At 39.9% G+C, this 24,177-nt stretch carries 10 protein-coding genes; 1 reads left to right on the plus strand and 9 read right to left on the minus strand.

What is annotated here, in order from left to right; genetic code table 11:
- The 5 genes from F3G86_RS00145 to F3G86_RS00165 form a co-directional block, all read right to left on the minus strand.
- Nucleotides 1-1,160: retention module-containing protein (locus tag F3G86_RS00145; protein ID WP_149723132.1), on the minus strand; the 1,160-nt coding region annotated here is incomplete at its 3' end.
- A 199-nt stretch (nucleotides 1,161-1,359) separates the two neighbouring features.
- On the minus strand, nucleotides 1,360-3,726 hold the full coding sequence (locus F3G86_RS00150) for an autotransporter outer membrane beta-barrel domain-containing protein (protein WP_149722631.1): 2,367 nt from the start codon (nucleotides 3,724-3,726) through the stop codon (nucleotides 1,360-1,362).
- Nucleotides 3,727-3,893: 167 nt separating this feature from the next.
- Nucleotides 3,894-8,321: a hypothetical protein gene (locus tag F3G86_RS10270; protein WP_188116395.1), complete on the minus strand. Its 4,428-nt coding sequence runs from the start codon at nucleotides 8,319-8,321 to the stop codon at nucleotides 3,894-3,896.
- 161 nt (nucleotides 8,322-8,482) lie between these two features.
- Complete coding sequence (locus tag F3G86_RS00160; protein WP_149722632.1) at nucleotides 8,483-9,889, minus strand: hypothetical protein; 1,407 nt, start codon at nucleotides 9,887-9,889, stop codon at nucleotides 8,483-8,485.
- Between the two features lie 174 nt (nucleotides 9,890-10,063).
- Nucleotides 10,064-13,279, minus strand: coding sequence for a retention module-containing protein (locus tag F3G86_RS00165; RefSeq protein WP_149722633.1), 3,216 nt, complete (start codon nucleotides 13,277-13,279; stop codon nucleotides 10,064-10,066).
- 324 nt (nucleotides 13,280-13,603) lie between these two features.
- Between F3G86_RS00165 and ilvD the strand changes: the two genes are divergently transcribed.
- Nucleotides 13,604-15,277 (plus strand): dihydroxy-acid dehydratase, encoded by a 1,674-nt coding sequence (ilvD, locus tag F3G86_RS00170; protein WP_149722634.1) that lies wholly within the window; start codon nucleotides 13,604-13,606, stop codon nucleotides 15,275-15,277.
- A 42-nt stretch (nucleotides 15,278-15,319) separates the two neighbouring features.
- Here the strand turns inward: ilvD and F3G86_RS00175 are convergent, their stop codons facing one another.
- The 4 genes from F3G86_RS00175 to F3G86_RS00190 all read right to left on the minus strand — a co-directional run bounded on the left by F3G86_RS00175 (nucleotide 15,320) and on the right by F3G86_RS00190 (nucleotide 23,974).
- Nucleotides 15,320-16,054, minus strand: coding sequence for a hydroxymethylpyrimidine/phosphomethylpyrimidine kinase (locus tag F3G86_RS00175; RefSeq protein WP_149722635.1), 735 nt, complete (start codon nucleotides 16,052-16,054; stop codon nucleotides 15,320-15,322).
- An 87-nt stretch (nucleotides 16,055-16,141) separates the two neighbouring features.
- Entirely contained in the window at nucleotides 16,142-16,678 is a 537-nt protein-coding gene (locus F3G86_RS00180) for a hypothetical protein (protein ID WP_149722636.1), read from the minus strand.
- Nucleotides 16,679-16,827: 149 nt separating this feature from the next.
- Nucleotides 16,828-20,967, minus strand: coding sequence for an Ig-like domain-containing protein (locus F3G86_RS00185; protein ID WP_149722637.1), 4,140 nt, complete (start codon nucleotides 20,965-20,967; stop codon nucleotides 16,828-16,830).
- 130 nt (nucleotides 20,968-21,097) lie between these two features.
- Complete coding sequence (locus F3G86_RS00190) at nucleotides 21,098-23,974, minus strand: retention module-containing protein (RefSeq protein ID WP_149722638.1); 2,877 nt, start codon at nucleotides 23,972-23,974, stop codon at nucleotides 21,098-21,100.
- Between the last annotated feature and the right edge of the window lie 203 nt (nucleotides 23,975-24,177).

The raw sequence follows: 24,177 nt of genomic DNA on the forward strand, positions 1-24,177 counted from the left end.
GTTGCTGTAAATTTATGCTCACCTTGTTTAGTAAGCTCTGGAGCTGTAAATTCCCATGAACCATCAGCTTTAGCTGTTGTCTCACCTATTCTATCGCCATTATCATAAATTTCTACTTTTGAGCCAGCTTTTGCAGTGCCTTTGATAGTTGGAGTTTTATCATTTGTTAGATGACCTTTAACATCAAGAACGTTACCAACTTTAGTATCTTCTCCATAGCCCTTAACATCATCTATTATCTCATTGATTACTGGAGCTTCTGGAGCTTTAGTATTCTCACTATCTTCACCTATCACCTTGCTATCCTTGCCTGGGTTGTTAGGGTTGTTTGGATTGATGATCTCTGCTGTTATGGTGTTGTCTTTACCTGGGTTTAGATCAACTGGAACTTTAATGTTACCATTGTCGATATCACCTTGCTCAATTGTTTTTTCTGTTTGTTTACCGTTTTCATCAGTAACAACTAGTTTATCACCTGGTTTTACACTGCCATCTTTTGGTATAGAAATTTCAGCTGTTGTTTTACCAGCGTCATTGTCACCAGCTTTGTTTTCTTTATCAGAGATTTTGCCATCTTTTGGATCATTATCTTCTGGGAATTTAATTTCTGGGTTGCTTGGTTTTCTGGTAGTTTCTGGATCGATAGTAGTACCAGCGCCTGCTGTATCATCATCACTACCGCCACGACCGCTATCTAAACCACCACTTTTACCCTCAACTGGACCTGCAAAAGATGCAGCGCCTAAAGGATTGATCGCACTTGTGCTAGCGCTTATGTTTGAGTAGTGTCCGCCATGCTCAAATCTAGTCTCGCCAAGGCTCATGCCATCACCACGACCGCCGCTATTGCCACCAGCTGCTGTCTCTTCTAGATCTTCTAAATTTGCACCATTTAACAATGCTTTTTGAAGTGCTGCTACTTGTGAATCAGCAGCAGTTGCCTTTGGATCGAGGCTTAGTGTATCTTCACCGATCATTGATAGCTCTTTTCCATTATTTGTCGCTATCACAACCTTAGAATCAGCTGAAGTTGTTTTTACCGTCTCACCCTCATAAAGGCTATCACCAACTTTTAGTACTCTTTGGTTACCACTTTTATCTACTGCGATAACCTCAGCAGAACCTGATATAGACTTGATTGTGCCTAATTTCTTTGCCATGTTAATTCCTTTTGGGCTAAATTAATTTTGGCATTATTTTATAACTATTAGGAGAAATTGTAAATTGTACCTAGGTACAATATAGTTACATTATTTTAATATGTGTTACATTTAGAAAATTTTTTGTAAATTTTGAGTGATATTGAAGTGATTTTTAGACTTAGCAAAAACTAAGTCCAAAAATCTATAAAATGATATTTTAAGCTATAACTGTATCGATTTGATCTTTGATCTCGATAGAAACTGTGCTTTGATTTGATGTGTAAAGAGTGTAGCCATCGTTTGACTCACCTTTTGTAAAGTCATGAAGCGTGATGCTATCGCCTTTACCAAATTCGTCTTTATCGCCATTAATCCTAAGAACAGTATCGAGGTTATTGCCTGTGATATGAAGCACGTCGGCTAAATTTAGATCTAGACTTATATGATTTAGTGCCACGCCGTTGCCCTCTGATTTAGAGGTTGTTAGATCAAGTACTTCAAAGCCACTTACCTTGCTAAAATCAATAGCCTCAGAGATAAATAACTTATCCACGCCGTCTCCGCCGTTTATGTGACTGCCTTCTAGTATCACGCCTTTACCTATACTTACACTATCATTATCATCGCCCGTTGAGATGTATGTATCTTTTAAATTTACACCATCAGCCACGCTTAGCGCATCACTATCTTTGCCTGTATTTATCACACTGTTGGTTAAATTTGAGCCAACGACGACACCGTCACTGCCATCTTGAGTGAAAATTTTGCTACCACTTATCTCGCCTCTATCTAGTACGATAGTATCAGCATCTTTGCCAGTTACGATAGTTGAGTTCTCTACGTTTGAGCCGCTAAAGCCTATGGTAGTAAAGCCATCTCCACTCTCTATCAAAGTATCACTTACACTTGAGTTTGTAGCGTTAAATGTATCATATCCGCTACCTAGATAGATGTTTGAATTTAAGATGTGGCTACTACTTAATTTTACACCATCATTACCATCGCCCATATAGAAATTTATCCTCTCTAGGATGCTATCATTACTTATCGTGACGCTATCGTTACCATTTTCTGCTGCGATATATGAGCTAGCGGCGTCATTTGAGCTGTATTTTACATTTTCTAAAACTACCCTGTCGTCTCCGTTTGCTAGCTCAAATGCGCTATTTATCAAGCTTGAGTCTTTTACACTTACGCTATCGTTTGCTTCGCCTGATCTTACTAGTACGCCATTTATATCTGAGTTTTCTACCACACTCATTTTTTTCTCACCGCCCCAGCCAAGATCGAGCTTTGAGTTTGCAAAGTGACTTGCCACCACCTCTACTTTATCAGCTCCATTGGCAAGGTCTATATTTACCTCATCTACACCTGAACCACCGATATAAACTCTATCGTCGCCCTCGCCTGCATAAATTTTTGATTTGATATAAGTCGAGCCATAAATTTTGATAAGATCATCGCCATCACCGCTTGCTATATATGAGCTAGAGTTATCATTTGAGCTAACATTTGAGTGATCTATCAGCACTACATCATCGCCACTTCCGCTCTCTACTGCTGAGTTTTGAAATTTAGAGTTTTCGAAATTTACAAAGTCCTTGCCCTCGCCTGTCTTCACTAAAAGCCCGTTTGCAACTGTCCCGCTACTTATATTTACAGTGTCGTTACCGCCTTTTGTGTCAAAGATCACGCCATTTATATTGCTTCCCTCGCTCACGTTAAATTTATCATCACCACTTCCGCTTGTAAAGCTTGAGTTTATCACACCCACAACTGAGTTTAGCTCTAGCTTGTCTTCGTTTTTGCCATTTGCATCTGCATTGCCTAGATCAACGCCAGCGTGAAAGATAGCGCTGCCTACATTCATCTTAAATGTATCGTCGCCATCACCCATTTTTACATTTACAGCCTCTTTGTCGTCTTCTCTAAGACCTTGCATATAAGCTCCAGCACCAAAGACGATCATATCATTGCCAGCCTTAGTATCGATCACGCTCTTTTGGGCTCCTGCTGCGATAGTTAGCGTATCATCGCCATCGTCTAAATTTATCTCGTAGCCCTTTTCTCTTATCGTGCCGTCAAGATATACATTGTGATCATTATCCACCACATTTGCATTAGCCAAAGCGCTTATAAAACCATCAGCTTTCACTTCTAAACTTAGCTCGTTTTCATAAGTGCCATAAAATTTAATAGCTCCAAGAGTGCTTAAATTTTGTGTCATTTCGCCTTCGTTTTGATTATTTTCAAGCTCTCCGCTATCATCAATCACTCTAACACGAGCATTTATAGTTGAAATTTGATCAAATTTCACATCTTTTAATATATTGCTTTCATCTAAAGCCTCCCAGCTTTTACCGCCATCTCTTGAAATTTCTATAGTTTTATCGTAGTTATTTGTCTCGTGCTTTGCATTTAGTTTAAAACTAAGATCACCACTTGTTGTATCAGCAGGTAGATTTAAAGCTGATATGTCATAGATGATGTATGGCTCACTAGCTCCCTCTTTTACTTTGTTGTTTCTTGCTATCACAGATAACGTGGGGTCGTTAAATTCTGTTATAAACTCATTTTCTTGCATAAATTCTCCTTGAATAGTATTGATGTAAGTCAAGATTATAATAAATTTTTTTAAATAAGAATTGACAATAAAATTACATTAAGCAATGTTTTATAAATACTTTTAAATTTAAAGTTAAAAATTTAGATTAGTTAAGAGAGAATTTAGACCCAAAAAGGGTCTAAATTTTAAAGATCAACGTGGATGTTTTCTTTCACATCGATATAAGCTGTAGTTGTGCCGTAATTCGCTTCATATCTTTCAAAACCCTCTACTGCGTTAGCAGCAGATTTACTAAAGCCTTCAAGTTTTACTCCGCCACTTGCTTGAGTTATTTGAAGCAAATTATTACTATGTTCGTGTCCGACATCGAGCATATCAGCTATATCAAGAGCTTTTAGAGTGACCTTTTCATTGCTAGTAACCTTTAACTCTTCAAAGCTCTTAACCTTTGTAAAGTCTATCTGACCATCAACCAAAAGCGTATCGTGATCATAGCGACTTCTATTGTCTGAGTATCCACCAAGAATGCTAGTGCCACCCTCAAGCTTCATATCTTTAGATATAAAGACACTATCACTGCCATCCGATAGATCTATTTTTATATTAGTTAAGCTTCCAGATCTTAGCTCCAAATAATCTTTTGCATTTTCATGTCCACTCAAAATCCAGTTCGCATGGTGTTCAGCTGGCAAACCACTAGCTGATGCGTGAGTATCTTCAACTACCACATGCATTTCATTTATATAAGCCATGATATCTACATCTTTTAGGGTAGATGACTTTAAATTTATATCTGTATGATAAGTTTCTCCAAATGAAGGGACTCTACTGCCTCCATTTAGTTCTACGTTATCAAGGTTTGAGCTATCTATATTTATAGTACCTTTTGATGATCCTGCATAGATCGCACTTTTTTCTGCTGATGTTGTTGAGTTAATGTCAGTGTATTTGATATTTATAACGTCTTCATCGCCTTTAATTAATTCATTACCAACCCATTGTATGGCACCATTAAACTTATTAGCATTAGTGCTTATGTCAATATCTGTCATTTTTACATGATCAGCTTTTGTACCTGTTATATTTAAGATATCGCTGTTAATGCCAAGATAGATGGTCTCTTTGTTAAAAACTCCACCATTTATGTTTATGACATCATTGCCAAAGCCTGTGTTGATCTCAACTTTTTCGTGTGTTCCGCCATTTATATTTATAGTATCATTCCCGTTACGGGTGTCGATAGTGACATTATTTAAATTTGAGTTATTGATATCAATCTTATCTTTTCCAGTATTAGTTCTAATATCAAGCCAATTTAAATTTGAACTATTGATATTGACCTCAGTGTCTCCAGAGTTACTATATACTTCACTAAAATGGATCTTACTAGGTTCTTCTCCTTCTTTATGACTTACGGTTGCATTGTTGAAATTTAAGACATTATCTCCATTTTGAAGATACTCTACATCAAAGCGTTTGTCGTTGTGAAATTCGCTATTTACAGTTGTTATATGGTCATTATCTATGATGCCACCCTCATACGTATATTTAGCGTTATCTATACTAAATTCTAAGATCACACTCTCGCTGTAGTAGTGATTGTTTTCAACGCCCTTATCTGCATCTTTAAATAACTTTTCTTTATCCCAGCTCTCATAAAATTTTTCACTATTTTCAGACAAAAGCTTGCCTTCATTTAGCTCTTTATCGTCTATTACATTTGCACGAACAACTACTTTGTTGATATCGCCCGCTCTTAGACCTTTTATGACGCCACTACTATCTAGGTCTATCCAGTTTTCATTATCAAGTGAGTACTGAATTTTATCGTAGTCTTTGCCGTAAGTCGCCTCTCCACTAAATTTAAGCTTCACATCGATTTTTTGATCCGCGTCAGCCTCTGCCACTTCACCCCTTAGCTCAAATATTAAATTGTTATGTTCCCACATATTCGATTTTTCATGGTTTTCGATCTGAAAGCCTCGTTTGCCATATATGCCTATGTCTTTTACATATTTTGAGTCGTATTCATTTATATATTCTGGCTCTGGATCAGGCGTTGGCTGTGGTTCAGGTTTAGGTTCAGGTTTAGGTTCTGGTTTTGGCTCTGGCTTAGGTTCAGGTTGTGGAGCTGGATTTACAGGCTCGACTGGCTCGACTGGCGTAGGCTCTGTCTTAGCACCAAGATCGACATTGATACCATTTTTTACATCGATATAGCCTTTGATAGTATAAGATCTGCCGTTATCTTGAAAACCAAAGTCGGCCTCATATCTTGTAAAGCCTTCTTTTAGACCTCTTTCGGACTCTGAAAGCTTAAAGCCTGCCAGCTCTACCCCGCCAGCTGCCTCTGTGACTGTCAAGATATGTTTGCTATCGCTATTTTTAATGTCAAGCATATCATATAGATCTTCTAGTTTTAGGCTGACCTTCTCTTTGCCAGTCACTTGTAGCTCTTCAAAGCTCTTAAATTTATTAAAATCAACATTACCATCTATCACAAGCGTATCGGTTTTGTAGTCAGTACCACCATTTATCATGGTGTATCCATCAAGCTTCATAGCTTTTGAGACGACGACTTTATCTTCGCCGTTGCCAAGATTAACCGTCATATCGTTTAACGTGCCTGATCTTAGCTCTAAAGTATCATCTGTATCTGCGAAATTCCACTTTGTGGCATTTTCTGGGTAGCTGCCATTTATCTTTGTATCTTCAACTACCACGTGAGTTTTGTAGATAGTGTTGAGATTTACATCATCAAGAGTAGATGATTTTAAATTTAGATCGAAATTTAGTGGATTTCTATTTACGTCGGTACCTGTGTTTGTCTCTGTACCTATGTTGATGCCTTTTAAAGTTGAGTTTTCAACATTTACGGTGTTGTTATTTGAGCCTGCTTCGATGTGGTTGGCTGAATTTTTATATGTTGAGTCGATATCAGCGTACTTGATATTTATCTCATCTTTTTCGCCTGAGCCAGTTCTTAGGTACATATCTGTCATTTTTACATGATCATCTTTTGTACCATTTAAATTTAATACATCATTTCCACTATCAAGCGTGAAGCCACTTTGATAAGGATCGGTGCCTATGTAAGTTCCGCCGTTTAAATTTACAGTGTCGTTGCCTGCACCAGTTTCGACGTGAAGTCTCTCGTGTCTTCCACCATTTATATTTATGGTGTCATCTCCGCCTTGAGTGTTGATATTTAGCCAGTTTAAATTTGAGTTATCGGCATTGATAGTATCTTTACCTTCATTAAGATAGCTGCCATCGCCAAAGACTATAGCGCTAGCCACGTCACCAGCTTTGTGGTTTATCGTCGCATCTTTGAAATTTAGCGTATTGTCGCCATTATCTTTAAATGTAACGTCAAAAGATTTATCATTATTAAACTGGTTATTTACAGTGATATTATGATCATTATCTACTATTTTTTCGCTATTTGATGCTTTTAAGCCACCTATGCTAACTTCTAGCGAAACGCTCTCTTTAAAGTAGCCATTGTTTTCTACGCCCTTATCTGCATCTGTGAAAATTTTCTCCGATGGATCAAGTGTGCCTTCATTTTGGTCGTGATCGTTTGCCACTTCAACACGTACGCTTACTTTATTTATATCGCCAGCTCTTACATCTTTTATCACGCCACTATCATCTAGCTTTTGCCAAGTTTTACCGCCATCTAGCGAGTACTCTGCGTTTTCATAGTCTTTGCCAGCAGTTGCCTCTCCGCCAAATTTAAGCGTCACATCTACCTTTTTATCAGCATCAGCCTCCGCCACTTCGCCTTTTAGGTTGTACTCTAGGTATGATTTATCATTTGAGCTTCTTGGGTCTGAGCTCTTTTCATAGCCAAATTCTGACTTGTTTTCAACTGAGATATTTTTAACTATATCTTTGCTCTCGTCAGGTTTTGGTTCTGGAGTTGGTTCTGGTTTTGGCTCAGGCTTAGGCTCTGGGGTCGGCTCTGGCTTTGGTTTTGGTTCTGGAGTTGGTTCTGGTTTTGGCTCTGGTTTTGGCTCAACTGGCTCAACCGGCTCAACCGGTTTAGGCTGCGGAGTTGGAGCTGGATTTTCTGGTTGTGATGGCTCAACTGGGGCTACAGGTGCAATGGCAGAATTTATATCACTATCTGAACCATCAAAAACATCACTACCGCCACCTTTTACCTCTTGGTTAGTTAGTTTTACAGCGCCAAAAGTATCTGAAAGTGATCTAAAGCTAGCTGAAACATCAGAGCTTTCATGACCGCCATGCTCAAACCTCGTCTCGCCAAGGCTCACGCCGTCACCGCCTCTGCCACCGCTATTGCCACCAGCGGCACTCTCTTCGAGATTTGCTAAATTTTCACCTTTTAAAAGGGCTTTTTGTATAGCTGCTACCTCTTTGTCTGAGCTAAGGTCGTTATTTAAATTTAGAGTTTCGCCATCTCTTAGCTCAAACTCTTTGCCGTCGTTTGATGCGATAGTTACCTTTGCGCCGTTTGCTTTAACGACATCGCCCTCGTATAAACTATCTCCTGCGACAACAACTCTTTCGTTGCCATTTTTGTCTATAACTACTACTTCCTTGGAGCCAAGAATGTTTTTGATAACACCTACTTTAACAGCCATCGCTGCCTCCTTTAAAATCAATTTGACACATTATAAATATTTCTTTTAAATATAAAGTAATGTAAATATGATGTTAATTCTTAAGATTACGCTGTTGCAGTGGTTTTTAAAAATTAAATTTTTGATAAATTTAAATAAGATCCCAAGAGGGATCTAAAAATTTAAAGATCGACGTGAATGTCCTCTTTTATATCTATATAGACTGTGCCTTGATGCTCGCTACCGTCTGCTAAGTGCGTATTATAGGCACTTTCATATCTGTGGTAGCCATTTTCTGCTCCGCTAGTTTCACTAAATCCATTAAGTTTTACAGTACCATGGGCTTCACTAAATTTAACTACATTAGAGCCATTGTCTAAAATGTCACTCAAATGAGCCACATCATTGCCATTTAATGTCACATAAGCACCGCTAGTTACTTTTAATTCTTCAAAGCCAGAGACCTTTGAGAAGTCGATATTATTATCAAGTACAAGCGTATCATAGCCCTTACCACCAAATATTTGAGTATTATTATCTATATCTGTTCTTGTCATAGTTAAACTAACCGTATCGTCTCCGCCACCTAGATAAAATTTAGAATTTTTTATGATAGCTGATGTCACATTTAAAGTATCATTTTGATTATCTGAGAAGTAAAATTCGTTATTTTTACCATGAAATTCTGAGTCATCTATATGCATATTGACCTTGTTATTTCTGCCGTCAAATTTAACGTCACCCATAAATTTTGGCCCAAGGAAATTCATATCAAAAAGTGGCGTATGGTCTAAATTTGCATGCGAGCCTTTTATATCTATCTCGCCGTCTCCACCGCACACTTTTATATTCATAGTGGTCTTTTCGCCATCATTCGCTTCGATAGTAGTGTGTCCGTTAAAGATAGTGTTGTCCATATTTAGCGTATCTACTTCGTTTGGATTAGTAAAGCTAGAAAGAGAAATTTTCGTATCGCCAAAAAAGCCCACCCAGTCGGTGTTTATAGTGTCGTTTCCTCCGCCAAGCCTTATATCAGCACCGTTTTTGATCTCAGATCTTTGGATATCGACTATGTCGTTATCTAGCCCTGTATGAATGGCAGCATTTTCCATCGTCGCACCATAAATTTTCACGCTATCATCGCCGTCATTTGTATATAAAAGTGTGTGATCTTTTATGCCGACATTGTTTCTTATCTCTACCAAGTCATTGCCAGACCCAGCGTCAAATCTCAGCCCTCTAACCTCGATATTATCGTGAATTCTTAGCTTATTATCGCCATCTCCTGCGTCTATCTTGGCATCATTTACGATAGATCTTGTCATATCGACTATGTCGTTGCCATTGTCAAAACGCACATCATTTGCGCTCGTGGTTGCGTCTGCGATGTTTAGAATTTGATCCTGCGCTTTTGGCCTTGCATCTACTATCCTTCGTCCGTATAGCTCAGCAAGAAAATTCTTGGGCTCAAGTATCTCAAGCGACTTTATCTCCTCTATGATAGTCACGTGAGGGTCGTTTTGCCCGCCATTTTGGCTCACTCCACCGCTTAAATTTAACCCCTCTTTCTCGGCTACTTCTACGCTCATATTAATCCTTTCTTAAAAAAATTGACTTTTGGATTTTAATAAGCGTTTTTAAATCACATTGAAATATAAATTATATTGATTATCAAAAGAAATGCCTAAATTTAGGCATTTTGTATAAAAAATTTTATTAAATGAGGCAAGGGGAGTTTAGACCCAAAAAATGGGTCTAAAAATTTATGGCAACAACTCATTTACATTGACATCTTGTATAGTAAGCGTAAATGTCTGACCTCCTTCATTTACGTTATATATATGGTTTCCATTGCTATCTATTGTAGAAGCATTTGCTACTTCAGCTGAGCCTTCTGTAAATGAGCCAACAAATTTATCACCTTTTACGAATAGCGATGTTGCACCCTCACCACCGACATTTTTTATGAAATTTGCGATATCTGAAGCATTGAAAAATGTAAAATGCTCATTAGCGTCTGACATATCAAGTACCTCAAAGCCACTTATCTTGCCGGCATTTGTCGTATTAAATGATGCGTCATGAACTTTTAGCGTATCTATGCCGTCGCCTCCATTTATAGCAGTGCCATTTAGGCTTACATTCTTGCCAAGATCGACTAAGTCGCTGCCGTTGCCACCTGAAAGGTAGGTTTTGGTTAGTGTTACATTATCAGCTATATTGATAGTATCGTTGCCTTTGCCTGAGTTGATGTTTGATGCATCGCGTTCATGCGCAGCTTCGCCTGCAGCTGGACTTAAATTTACATTTGATGTACCAGTTAGATCAGAGTTGATATTTATCGTATCGTCTCCGCCTTGAGTGAAAATTTTAACATCAGTATTATCATGAGTGCCAGCTCCGATAGTCACACTATCGCCGTCATCTGCAGTATTTATAGTAACTCTTCTAAGCTCGGCGTTATCGATAGTCACGGTTTTTACGCCAGCATTTCCAACGCCTGCACCCTCTATATTTGTATCAACTAGACCAGTAGCCTTTGCAACATTTAGTGTTACATTGCCATTTTCAAGCATGATGTTTGAATCCACCATAGAAACATCACCATCGACATTTACACGGTCATCTCCGCCGTTTGTGTAGATGATAGCCTTGTCAAATGAGCTATTTCCAGAGACGTTAATAGTGTCATTTCCGCCGCCCGCACCGATATATGTGCTATATCCATCGTTTGAGATCATGGTGACATCTTTTAAATTTATCACATCATCACCATATCCAGTCTCAATGGCAGCGTTGTTAAATTTAGCGCCAGTAACATCTACGCTGTCTCTATCGTCACTTACTCCAGCATCAGCTGAGCTAGTGTTTATCTTAGTATTTGAAATTTCAGCGCCTCTTTCGATAGTTAGTGTATCGCGACCTTTGCCCATCTCTATGTAGTTTGAGTGAATTCCAGCTTGGTTAGCTCCTGGACTTGCCACATGAGCTGGTGAGCTTATAGGGTCATTGTGTGCGGCACTATTATTTTTTATTTCAGTGCTACCTTTGATAGTTAGGCTATCATTACCCTCACCTGTGTAGATATCCATGACATCTGCTTTGGCATCTTGAAGCAAGATCTTATCATCACCATTGCCATTTTTTATTTCAGAGTTATATATGCCTGCACTGATGAAATTTAGCATATCGCCTGTATCTGAATCGCCTGTATCGATATCAACTCTGCTGATACTTGCGCCAGTAACATTTATAGTGTCGTCGCCCTCGCCTGTTTTTATAAAGCTATCAGTTCTGCTTCCTGCATACTCGGTTAGATCAGTTGTTCCGTTATTAGTAACATAAGCATACATATCGCTTTTAATATTTACGGTGTCATTATCAGCACCAGTGTCTATTTTGGTATTTTTTATAAGCTGATGATTGTCGCTTTTTTCGATATTTACAGTATCGTTGCCACTTCCTGTTTTAAACAAGACATCGTCCAAAATCGTACTGCCATGGCTTGGACCTGAATCATCTTTTATAGTAAATACATCATTACCATCGTGGCTTGTAATTCTTGTACCTGTTACGACAGCTCCATTTATATTGAGTCTATCTTGATTTTTCTCTCCACCAGCGTTTCCAAGGTCTATCCTAGTATTTTCTACAACAGCTTCTCTTTCTATGTTAAACACATCGTCGCCATCGCCCATTTTTATGACATCATTAGCATCTTTGTTTAGCCAATTTACACCACTTGAAAAAACAACTTCCTCTTTGATAGTTATAGTATCATCACCATCTTTTGTATCTATGATGGTTTTCATACTATCGCCATTGTCTGGGTCAGAATTTACAAGCACAGGGTTTAAACCCTCTGTAGTCGCATCTATATTTTCTGTGATATTTACATTATCATCATTATCGATGATCTTGCCCTCAGCCGTGCCAGATGTGATAACTGCGTTGTTTGTAGTCACGCTAAGAGTTACGCCCTCTTTATAAATGCCGTAGTCTTTTATGCCAGGAGCGATATTTGCGCCTAGATCCTCGCTGCTTGCGCCCTCGTTTTGGTTGCCAGCTGTTTGACCGTAGTCGTCAATAACCTGCACTCTAACCTTTACATTTGCGATATCACTTGGTGCCACACCACTTATCGTGCCGCCATTTTGTATCGGCGTCCAGCTATTTCCGCCATCAAGTGAATACTCCATAGCGTTTGAGTAGTCTCTGCCTGCACTTGCACCACTCAAATTTAGCGTTAGATCAGTAGGTGTAGTTGAGCTTGTAGCAGCTGATAGGCCTAGGTTATAGACTAGATACTCGTTTGGAGTTGCCTCTCTTGCCTCGCCGTTACCATCAAGTGATACACTTAGTGCAACAGGGGTTGCAGGTGTTGCTGGAGTAATAGGGCTAACTGGAGCCACTGGAGTTACTGGTGTAACAGGGGTTGTTGGGTTTGTTGGGTTTTGTGGTGCAACACTATCGCCCTCGCCATTGTCGTTATTATCAGCATAACCGCCGATTGGGCTATTAAAAGAGTCAAAAGCTCTGTTTGCATCGGTTAAATTTCTAAAATTTTCATTGATATTTGCGTAGTGGCCACCCTCAGCAAAGCTAGCAGCGCCTAGACTTACGCCATCTCCGCCAGCTCCACCAGCTGCTGCGTTACCACCAGCTGCTGTCTCTTCAAGATCTGTGATGTTTGCGCCATTTAAAAGAGCGTTTTGAAGCGCTGCGATCTCTGGGTTAGCACTTTGTGCGCTCGCTACCTCTTTTGGATCGAGCGAGATAGTATCTTCACCTACTACTGAGACCTCCTTGCCGTCATTTGCAACGATGACTACCTTCGCATCAGCTGAAGTTGTCTTTATGCTCTCGCCCTCGTACAAGCTATCGCCAACTTTTAAAATTCTCTCATTTCCACTTTTATCAACTGCGATCACTTCAGTTTGACCTGAAATTGATTTTATACTTCCTAGTTTTGCTGCCATGTTCATCCTTGTTAAATTTTTTGTCGCATTTTAATGAATTTTATAATTCATGTATATTGTACCCAGGTACAATAAAGCCCTTAAATTCGGCATTTGTGACACATGTATGACAATTTTACGTTATCAATTTATATATCATTTTGATCAAAATGAGGCAAATTTCATTTTATCCGTCTTATCTTTTAAGAGAGAGTTAAATTTAACGTGTTATTTTCGTTATAAAACTTATTAAAAATTTTCTTTTAAATTTTGTAAAAACTTTTAAAATTTTTGATACTTTAGATGTGATAAAATCCTCTCAAATTTTAAAAAAAAGGATCAAATTTGAGAAGCGACATAATCAAAAAAGGCTACACAAGAGCCCCACACCGCTCACTTTTACGTGCGACTGGGCTAAAAGACGAGGACTTTAATAAGCCATTTATCGGCGTTGCAAACAGCTTTATAGAGATTATCCCTGGGCACTTTTTCTTAAACAAATACGCACAAATTTTAAAAGATGAAATTCGCAAAAATGGCTGTGTACCGTTTGAGTTTAACTGCATAGGCGTGGATGATGGCATAGCGATGGGGCATGGTGGCATGCTTTACAGCTTGCCTAGCCGCGAGATCATCGCAAATTCTATTGAGACTGTGATGAACGCCCATGCGCTTGACGCGCTTGTATGTATGCCAAACTGCGACAAGATCGTCCCTGGCATGGTTATGGGCGCTTTAAGGGTCAATGTCCCGACCATTTTTGTAAGCGGCGGCCCTATGAGAAAAGGCCACACAAAAGATGGCAGACCGATCGATCTTGCGACTGCGTTTGAGGCGGTTGGTAAATTTGAGACCAAAGAGATAGACGAGGCCGAGCTAAGAGATATCGAGTGCAACGCATGTCCAAGTGGCGGCAGCTGTAGCGGTATGTTTACGGCAAATTCTATGAACACGCTTTGCGAAGCGATGGGCATAGCGCTCCCTGGCAACGGCACCATCCTAGCGCTAACTCCAGAGCGCGAGGAGCTCATCAGGCAGGCTGCTCGTAGAATTTGCCAGATCGCACTTGATGAGAAATTTAAGATAAGAAACATACTAAATGAAAAGGCGATCCGCAACGCACTTGTCGTTGATATGGCGATGGGCGGCAGTAGCAACACCGTCCTTCACATGCTAGCTATCTCAAGAGAGGCTGGCGTAAATTTAGACATCAAAGAGCTAAACAAGATCAGCCAAAACATCGCTCACATCGCTAAGATCAGCCCAAGCTTGCCAAACGTGCACATGGAGGATGTCGGCAGAGCTGGCGGTATGAATGCAGTGATAAAAGAAATTTCACGCAGAGACCACGGCATGCTAAATTTGGACAACCTAACAGTTAGCGGCGAGACTTTGGGCGAGCGTGTAAAATCTAGCGACATCAAAGATGAGAGCGTCATCCACAAGGTAGAAAATGCCTACTCGCAAGTTGGCGGACTTGCCATTTTGTTTGGAAATTTAGCAGAGCAAGGCTGTGTCATAAAAACAGCTGGCATCGTTGGCGAGCGTAAATTTAGCGGCAAAGCGGTCTGTTTTAACTCACAAGATGAAGCCATAGCCGGCATTTCAAGCGGCAAAGTCGATAAAGGCGACGTCGTCGTCATACGCTACGAAGGCCCACGCGGAGGTCCTGGCATGCAAGAGATGCTAAGCCCTACTTCGCTCATCATGGGACGAGGACTTGGCGCGGACGTAGCGCTCATCACAGATGGTCGCTTTAGCGGGGCGACAAGGGGTCTAAGCATCGGCCACGTAAGCCCAGAAGCGGCTGAAGGCGGCATGATAGGCCTACTAAAAGATGGCGACATCATCGATATAGACGTCGATAAATACGAGATAAACGTTCGCCTAAGCGAAGCTGAGATCGCAAAGAGAAGAGCGGAATTTAAACCAGTCGATAAGGCGCTAACCTCTCGCTGGCTAAGACAGTATCAAAAGCTAGTCACAAACGCAAGCAATGGAGCGATATTAGAGGCGTAGTTTAAAAACTATCAAATTTAAGCCTAAATTTTAGGCTTAAATTTACTTCGCTCCGTGCCAAAGTAGGCGGTTTTTGCCTAGCTTTGTGTCGATACTCTCTTTTATAATCTCACAAATATACTCTTTTGAAAGCCCTATGGCCTCCTCCAAGCTCTTGCCTTTTGCAAGGTAGCAAGCAAGTGCCGTTGAGAAAGTGCAACCAGTGCCGCTCATCACAAGCGGGCTAGCAAGCGGGGTTTTGAAATTTTGCAGTGAGCCATCTTTTCTATAAAGCGTATCTATGCTGCTATCCTCACTTACATGCTTTTTCACGATGATATCGCAAGGCAGATCTTTAAAATTCCCTCCAAAAAGGACGTTTGCCTCGTCTAAATTTGGCGTGGCGACGGTAGCAAGCTTCATTAGCTCTTTTAGCTTCTCTACTGCGCTATCTTTTATGAGCTTGTGGCCGCTCTTCGAGACGCAGACTGGATCAAGCACGATCTTGCACTTTTGAGTGAGCAAAAATTCATGCACCACATCCATTATCTCCTCGCTAAAGAGCATGCCGATCTTTATGGCATCAAAGCTAAATTCCTCCGCAAGCGTGCAAAGTTCATCTTTAACAAAGCTAGATTCAAGGCAAACTACGCTTTTTATCGCGTCTGTGGTCTCAGCAACTAGCGAAGTGACAGCCGTTGCGCTATAACAATTTAGCCTAGCGCATGTCTTTATATCAGCTTGAAGCCCTGCTGTGCCGCTATTGCAAGAGCCTGCGATGATTAAAATTTTTTTCATCGTTTTCCTTTTGTAAATTTTGGCTTATTATAAGGGATATTAGTTAAATTTGAGTTTTTAAAAGGATTTGAGCCAAGAGGCTCAAATTTATGAAAGTTTGTTTAGATCGTTATCGATCTCGATATATATCGTAGTTGCGTCAAAATTTGCATGCTCATAGGAGTTATCTACTTTTAGCTCGTTTGAGTCAGATAAAATCTCATCATTTGTGCTATGTTTGTGCGCTAAATTTTCACTGCTCTCAAGGCTATTTGAGCTATTTTCAGCCTCATTTGGCTGCGTTTTTGCAAACATATCTTCTACTTTTTCATTCATCTGATCAAGTATCTCAGCGTAGTTTTCTCCAAGAAGCGCTCTAAAAAGTGCATCAGTATCGATACTATTTTCAGCGCTAATATAAGCACTTACCACGCTACTATCAAGCCATATCGTGTCATATCCATTTAGAGATATGTCGCTACCATCCACTGCTGTGATAGTCACGCTCGCACTTTGGCTCTCGCCTTTTATGCTCTCTCCTATATAAACCTCATCATCTACGTTTAGAACTCTTACACGGTCGTTTTTATCTATCGCTATAACATCAGATGTGACGCTTTTTACCTTGCCGGCTACAGCTGCCATCTTTATTCCTTATTTTTATTTTTGATTTATTCTAGTGTTTTTTATTAAATTTGTATATTGTACTTTGGTACAAAGATGGTTTTTAAAGGTGTTTTTTGGGAGTAAAAATAGAAATTTAAAAGAAGAATTTGGGCTAAAAAGCCCAAATTTTATACAAGTTGTTTGTTTATGTCGTTATCGACATCTATGTAGATAGTTGTCGGAGTAGCTGAGCTTGTTTGACCCTCGTATCTTGTATATCCAGCTTCGACACCATTTTGATTTGCAGCCTCAGTAAATCCTTTTAATGAAACGCTATCTTTGTTATCGCCACTTATTTTTAAGATAGTATTTACATCATCAGTGATGCTAAACACATTATCCGCTTTTAAATTTAGTAGCTTAACAGCTTGGTTGTCATTACCATGCTCATCCATGCCAAGTTGGATCTCTTCAAAATTCTTGATCGCGTTATTCAAGCCTTTGTTGTCTATCTTATCAAAGTCGATAGTGCCATCCTTTGCCACTGGACGCATGATAAGCGTATCTGTACCAGTGCTACCATCAAGGCTTTGAGATAGAGCTGCTCTTGGATTATCAAAAGTAAATACAACCTTATCATCGCCAGCGCCAGCATTTACTAGATCGCCTTTGTTCATGCCAGTATAGCCACTTCTGCCAGCATCGATGTAGTCGTTGCCACTTCCTGTGGTTATGACGTCGTTGTTATCACCAGTGATGATTACGTTGTTGCCGTTGCCTGTGCGAATTTCATTTTCACCGCGTCCTGCGTGTATGACATTATCGCCATTTCCAACATTGATGATATCGTTGCCTTCACTTGTTGTGATGACATTGTTATTGTTGTTATTTTCTGCATCTACTATTGTATTTTTAGCGATATCAGAAATTTGTAGATAGACATCGCTTGCTTTTACTTCGCCGTTAAATACTGCTTCGAAATTTCCATTTTCGTCAAGCGTTACAGAATTTGCAGCTATGATGTGTCCATCAGCACCTCTTAGCGTAATGCTATCTTTTAGAGCTATGCCTTTTACCGCCTCTTCAAAGTGCTCTTTTAGTGTGTAGCTTGCGCCAACTCCATTTTCACTTAAATTTCCACTCCATGTGGTTTTATTTGCCGCTGGATCGTAGCTTAAATTTGAATTATTTATCGTTGCAGCTGTTGCATCGATCGTAAATTTAATAGAGTTGTGAAGCAAATTATCTCCACCTTGGTATTTGCCTTTTATAGATACATCATAAACGCCATCAGCCATTTTACCAGCGGCATCAAGTCTGTTATTATAGCCTGTAAGTCTATTGTAGTGATCAGGTGTTACATTGCCTATTGGTTTTTCTATCGCTTGAGATAATAGATCTTTTGAAACACCTTTATCAACGTTAGTTGCTACAAATCTAACATCACCAGTGCCCCATGCTATGCCTCTACCGCTATTTAAAAACTCACTTACAGTTTGATTGTCGCTAGCATTACCAGCTGTTGCATCTTCTGGGATCACAGCTCTTAGGTAAGGGACAGCATCATTTGAAACGATCCTTGAGCCATCAGCTCTAAGGCCACTCTCACTCATCTCCATAGTGCCCCACAACTTCTCAGCTGAGCGGTTATTTGCATTTGTAGTTGTGTCATTGCCGTTTTCAAACTGCGTCATAGTTGGAACTAAAATTTCATTTACATGAGTATATTTTGTGCCAGCTTTATCAGTCATCTCAACTTCGATCTTATCGCCTAGTTTTATCTTGTGATCGTACTCAAAGCTTAACACACCATTAGTTGGCTTAGTTGTGCCAACAGAGATTACGTTAGTAGTTCCATCAGCTGTTACTATTTTTATACTCTCGATCTTATCGCCATCCTCATAGTTTTTGAGGTTAAAATTGATCGTATGGTGTTGCCCCTCTTCGTCATTTTCGATGATCTTGATATTTTCTATAGTAACTGGCGTCTTATCAACTACAAATTCGCTAACTATCGTGCTCTTGTCGCCATTTGAAAAGACAGCAGTTGCTTTGATGTTATAGCTACCATCATCCAAATTATCAGATGTGACTTCAAATTTACCATTTGAAAATTCGCTTTGGCTAAGCTCTTTTGTAAAGACTTCATGTCCATTTTTATCAAGTACAGTGATGATCGCTTTAGTTGCACTGCTATCTATGCTACCTGTAAATGTCGGAGTCTTGTCGCTTAGTACTGGCAATGGTGCATTAGATGAAAATTTATCAGTTTGAGCGATGTCATCTGTTGTATATTTATAATATTTAGTTGCATCGTTTATGCCTGTATTTGTATTTGCGCTTACATTGCTTGCGTCATTATCTATAGCGTCTATTAGGTCTGTATTAGCGACATTTAGCTTAGTTGATATCGCCTGCGCCTCGTTACCTACAAGGTCGCTAACTTTAGCTGTGTATGTCGCTTTTGGATCGCTTGTTTTAAACTCAACTTCATATTTGCCATCTACCACTTTAGCTGTATGGCTCTCGCCTGTGCTTGATGTGACAGTTACGATCTGTCCGTCTTCTACATTATCCACAGTTCCTGTGATCTTTTGAGTTACTTTATAGACATTTCTTGTTACTGTATCTACGTAGCTGTCAAAGTCGGTTGAATTTAGTTTTATGCCACTTGCCTCCGAGCCAAGTATGCTCTCAGGTCCGCCATCTTTTGAAACTGTTAGTTTTAGCTTACCCCAAAAGATATAGTTTGCATAGCTCATATCAAAGTCATAGTAACCTGCTTTATCAACGTGTAAAGTTGTAACTGTGGCTCTATTTCCCGAGTGGATAGTGTCATAATCAACCATAGTAACGCCATCAACCTTAAATCTTACGCTATCATCAGTGCCTTTTGCGTCAAATTTATAATCCCCTGGCTCAAGATACATAGTGCCTTTTAAATTTATCATCGCACCAGCTGTTGTGTTTTTGCCATTAGGAGCATCTCTTACGATATGAATATCGCTACCTTTTGCGTTGTCGATAAAGTACTCAAGCGCTTTGAAATTTGGAGCTACCCACTCATTATTTGGAGTTACTACATTACCATCAAGATCGACCGTGCCTATCTTATTATGAGCGCCATCTAGTCCTGAGACTGTTCCAGCATCGCTATCAACATTATCTCTATCGCCGCCTTTACCTTGTTGGAAATTTAGCTCTTTTGCTTTAAAGCTTGCCCAAGGCTTAGTGTTGTTCATATAGTATTCGACAAAATCATTTTGCTTCATACCGTTATGAGCGTATGTTGTATTATTAAAGGCATAAGGTCTTAGCTCAGTACCTCTTACGCCTTCTTCATAGATGTGGTTAAACCAGAAATTTCCTTTTAGTCCGCTACTCATCTCAGACTCTTTAACAAGGCTCATCTCGGTTTCAACATTTATAGTTATTTTTGCAACTGTATCAAGCACGAAGCTACCAGTATCGGTTGCAGTATTGCCGTCTCTTCCAGTTGCTACTACTTTTACTTCATAGTCGCCATCATGGCTACCATTTACGCTTAACTCGTTAGTTGTAAATTTAAATTTACCATCAGCATAGTCGCTTGGATTTAGAGTTTTTGTAAAGACTTCGTGTCCGTTCTTATCAAGTACGCTAACAACCGCTCTTACAGCAGTAGGTTCAACTGTGCCGCTTATAGTTGGAGTAGCGTCATTTGTGCGAGGTACGCTTGGCGCATCTAAGCTGTAATCTCCAGTTATAGTGCCAAAATCATCAGTTAAAGTTTTGATATCAACGCTGACTGGAGGTATGACTGGTGCAACAGGAGTTGCATTGCCTGCGTCATTGCCGTCATTGTAGCCGCCGATTGAGTTTTCTGGAGTTTGAAAAGCTTTGTTTGCGTCAGGTAAATTTCTATAATCATCAGTAATGTTTGAGTAGTGACCACCCTCTTCAAAGCTTGCAGCACCTAAGCTTACGCCATCTCCACCAGCTCCAGCTGCTGCGTTACCACCAGCTGCTGTCTCTTCAAGATCAGTGATGTTTGCACCATCAAGAAGTGCTTTTTGGATAGCGCTTACATCAGCTACACTATCGTCACCAAAGCTCTCATTGTGAGCTACGCTCTTGTCTAAATTTAGGGTATCTTTTCCGATGATCGCAATATCTTTGCCATCGTTTGCAGTTATGACTACTTTTGAGTCAATATCAGTTGTCTGTATAGTCTCACCAAGAAAAATTTCATCGCCTACTTTTAACACTCTTTGTGTGCCGTCCTTTGCAGTTGCGATTACACTTGATCCTTGTGAGATGCTTTTTATAACGCCTATCCTTGTTGCCATATTGTTTCCTTCTTTAAAAATTTTGAACGTATTTTAATATCTTGAAAGAGCTTTGTCTATTGTACTATGGTACTAAAATTTGAAATTTTGTAAGAATTTGCCCTAGTTTTGGGAGACTAGGGCATGAAATTTAAGAGTGTAAGACTATTTCGTCTTTTATCTCGATAGTAAATGTCGTACCATTAGACGTAGCTGAGTACTCTGTATACCCTTCAGAATTTACCCCGCCTTTGCTAAAGGCTGACATATCTACTTGATCGCCTGCCTCGCCATCTATCCTAAGGGTGTTGTTGAGATTGCCACGAGTTATATTCAGCACGTCACCCAGTGTTAAATTTAGCGTTACATTGTTTTCACTGCCACCAAGAGTAACTTTTTCAAAGCCAGCTACCTTGCTAAAGTCGATATTTCCAGCAAGATCTAGCGTATCAGTGCCTGCGCCACCTTGGACGATGATGCCGCCACGTTCTAAATGGCCATATCCGCCTCTAAAAGACATAGCATCGTCATTAACAACTGCATCTTTTCCTACATGTATGATGTCGTTGCCACTACCTAGATCGATAGCACTTACGCCTGGGCTATACATGCCGCCCCCTGCTTTTTCTAGACCGCCATTTAAATTTACAACGTCATTACCATCACCCATTTCTATGCCAGCATTTTTAAGAACAGCACCTTTTTCGATATTTAATGTATCGTCTCCTGCGCCCATTCCTATGCCAACAGAGTGGCTAACAAGGTTATTATCACTGCTCATAAACGTACCGCCAAGCGTAGTGCCTGCACCAAATGTTATAGTGTCGTTGCCATCAGCAGTATCTATGCTTAAGCCACCGGATTTGTTTTCGCCATTGAAATTTATGGTGTCATTGCCCTTTCCGGTATCTATATCGGCATAGCTTGAAGCGTCAGCCTTGCTTAGGATATTACCACCATTTAAATTTATCGTATCGTCGCCGTCTCCATATCTTAGGCCAACCCTATTTGTAGCAACTAAATTTGATATATTTGCGACCGATGAGACGTCGCTAAATGCACCTATGCTAGCTTGATCAACAGTAATATTGTCTATGATGAGATCTTTAGATGAAAAGTAGTTAGCCCCACCAGTGTATGATCCACCTTTTACTTCAAGATGATCTTGTGCATTAGCCGTAACGTGATATCCTGTAATATTTGTAAGCTTTACATTTTGTACGCCAAGATTGACGTCTGCGGCTGTATTTACACCAAAATTTATCTCTACATTTGTAAAGTTAGAATTTGAAAAATCAATATTGCTAGTTTCGCCAGCTTTTGTATAACTAGTAGCCGTATCTATGCGAACGTTTTCTAAGGTTATGCCATTTCCTTTAGCGGTGTTTTCTCCAGCGTTCATATTGATAAATACATTTTCTACTTTGACACCATCTTTGAAATTTAGAGTATCTTCGCCATCACCCATAGAAACAGTGTTTTTATTTTTCCAGTCGTTAGCTTTACCGATGATATTTGCATTGATATTTAGCTCATTAGTACCCGAGGCATCATGTGCGTTGTAGTTTGGATCATTTGTTGTTGCACCAAGATTAATTGAAGCTTTGTTCATGGTTAGATCAGCATTGATATTTACCACATCATCGCCACTATAAAGATCTATACTTGTACTATTAGCATTTGAGCCGCTATTTGCTGTGCCACTGATAGTAACTGGTTTATCAAAATTCACCACATCGTTGCCAGAACCTGTGTTTAAGTGCAAATTCTCTAAATTTGCCTTTATACTGACCGTATCATCGCCATCATTTGTATTTAAATTGGTATGGTTTGCGATATTTCCTTTGATATCTTTATTTAGCTCGATGTTGTCGTCGTTGTCTATGATCTTGCCTTCAGCCATATTTGCATTAGTTGTTGGTAGCAAATACCTACTGCTTGGCGTAACGCTTAGCTTTACACTCTCTTTAAATACAGCAAAGTTATCAACCATATCAGTTTTTGGCACGTTGTCGATAGTCATGCTTTGTGGGCCAGTATTGTTACCTTCGTTTTGATTGTGATGTAATGGGCCTTTTGTAGTATCTTGTCCGTCGTCGTCAAGCACCTTTATCCTTACTTGCACTTTTGAGATATCTTCTATATTTACACCAGTTATCGTGTAGCCTGATAGTGGATGAAATGTCGCACCATTGTCAGTTGAGTACTCAACTACGCTTGAATAATCCTCTCCTCTAGTGCCACCGAGGAAATTTAAACCTAGATCTGTTGTCTCGCCGCTTGGACTTACTGGAGTACCTGATAGACCTAGTTTATAAACAAGATAGTGTCCGCCCTCACCGTTTGCACCTGCGCCGCTCTCTGTCACTTCGCTATTAGCTGGATCCATGCTAGTAGTGACCTCAACAGCGCCTGGATGTGGTGGGACGACTGGTGGGTTTGCAGGTGAAGGGGTGCCTGGAGTCACTATGCCTGGTGTTGGTGGTGTACTTGGAGTACTCGGCGTGACAGGTGTAGCTGGCGAGATAGGAGTTGTCGTATCTGCATCTGTACCTGCATCGTTATAACCGCCTATTGAGTTTTCTGGAGTTTGAAAAGCTCTGTTTGCATCGGTTAAATTTCTATAATTTTCATTGATATTTGAGTAGTGGCCGCCCTCGGCAAAGCTTGCAGCACCTAAACTTACGCCATCTCCAGTAGCGTTACCACCTGCTGCGTTACCACCTGCTGCAGTCTCTTCAAGATCAGTGATGTTTGCGCCGTTTAGCAAGGCTTTTTGGATAGAGGCTATCTCTGGGTTGTCACTAAGTGCGTTTGCCTCTTTATCTAGGCTCAGGCTTTCGCCGTTTTGCAAGCTCACCTCTTTGCCATCGTTTGCTGCGATCACTGCTTTTGCAGAGCCATTAGCCTTTATAGTTTCACCTTCAAAAATGCTGTCGCCCACCTTTAAGACTCTCTCGTTGCCACTTTTATCAACGGCTACGATTTCGCCACCTAGGATATTTTTTATAACGCCTAACTTTTGCATCTTAGTGCCTCCCTTTGGATTTTATTGATCTATATCAAGATTTTAGCTAAGAAAAAAATTTAGTTATATTGTACTTTGGTACAATACCCTTAAGAAAAGCCTAAGTTTAGGGGTTAATAATGTGTAAATTTTTTATAAATGTGTGAAAATTTTTATATTTATCTATATAAATTTTAAAATTTTAAGTTTTTGTTCATCAAAAT

The organism is Campylobacter concisus, from assembly GCF_902460595.1.
Taxonomy (GTDB): Bacteria; Campylobacterota; Campylobacteria; order Campylobacterales; family Campylobacteraceae; genus Campylobacter_A; species Campylobacter_A concisus_BL.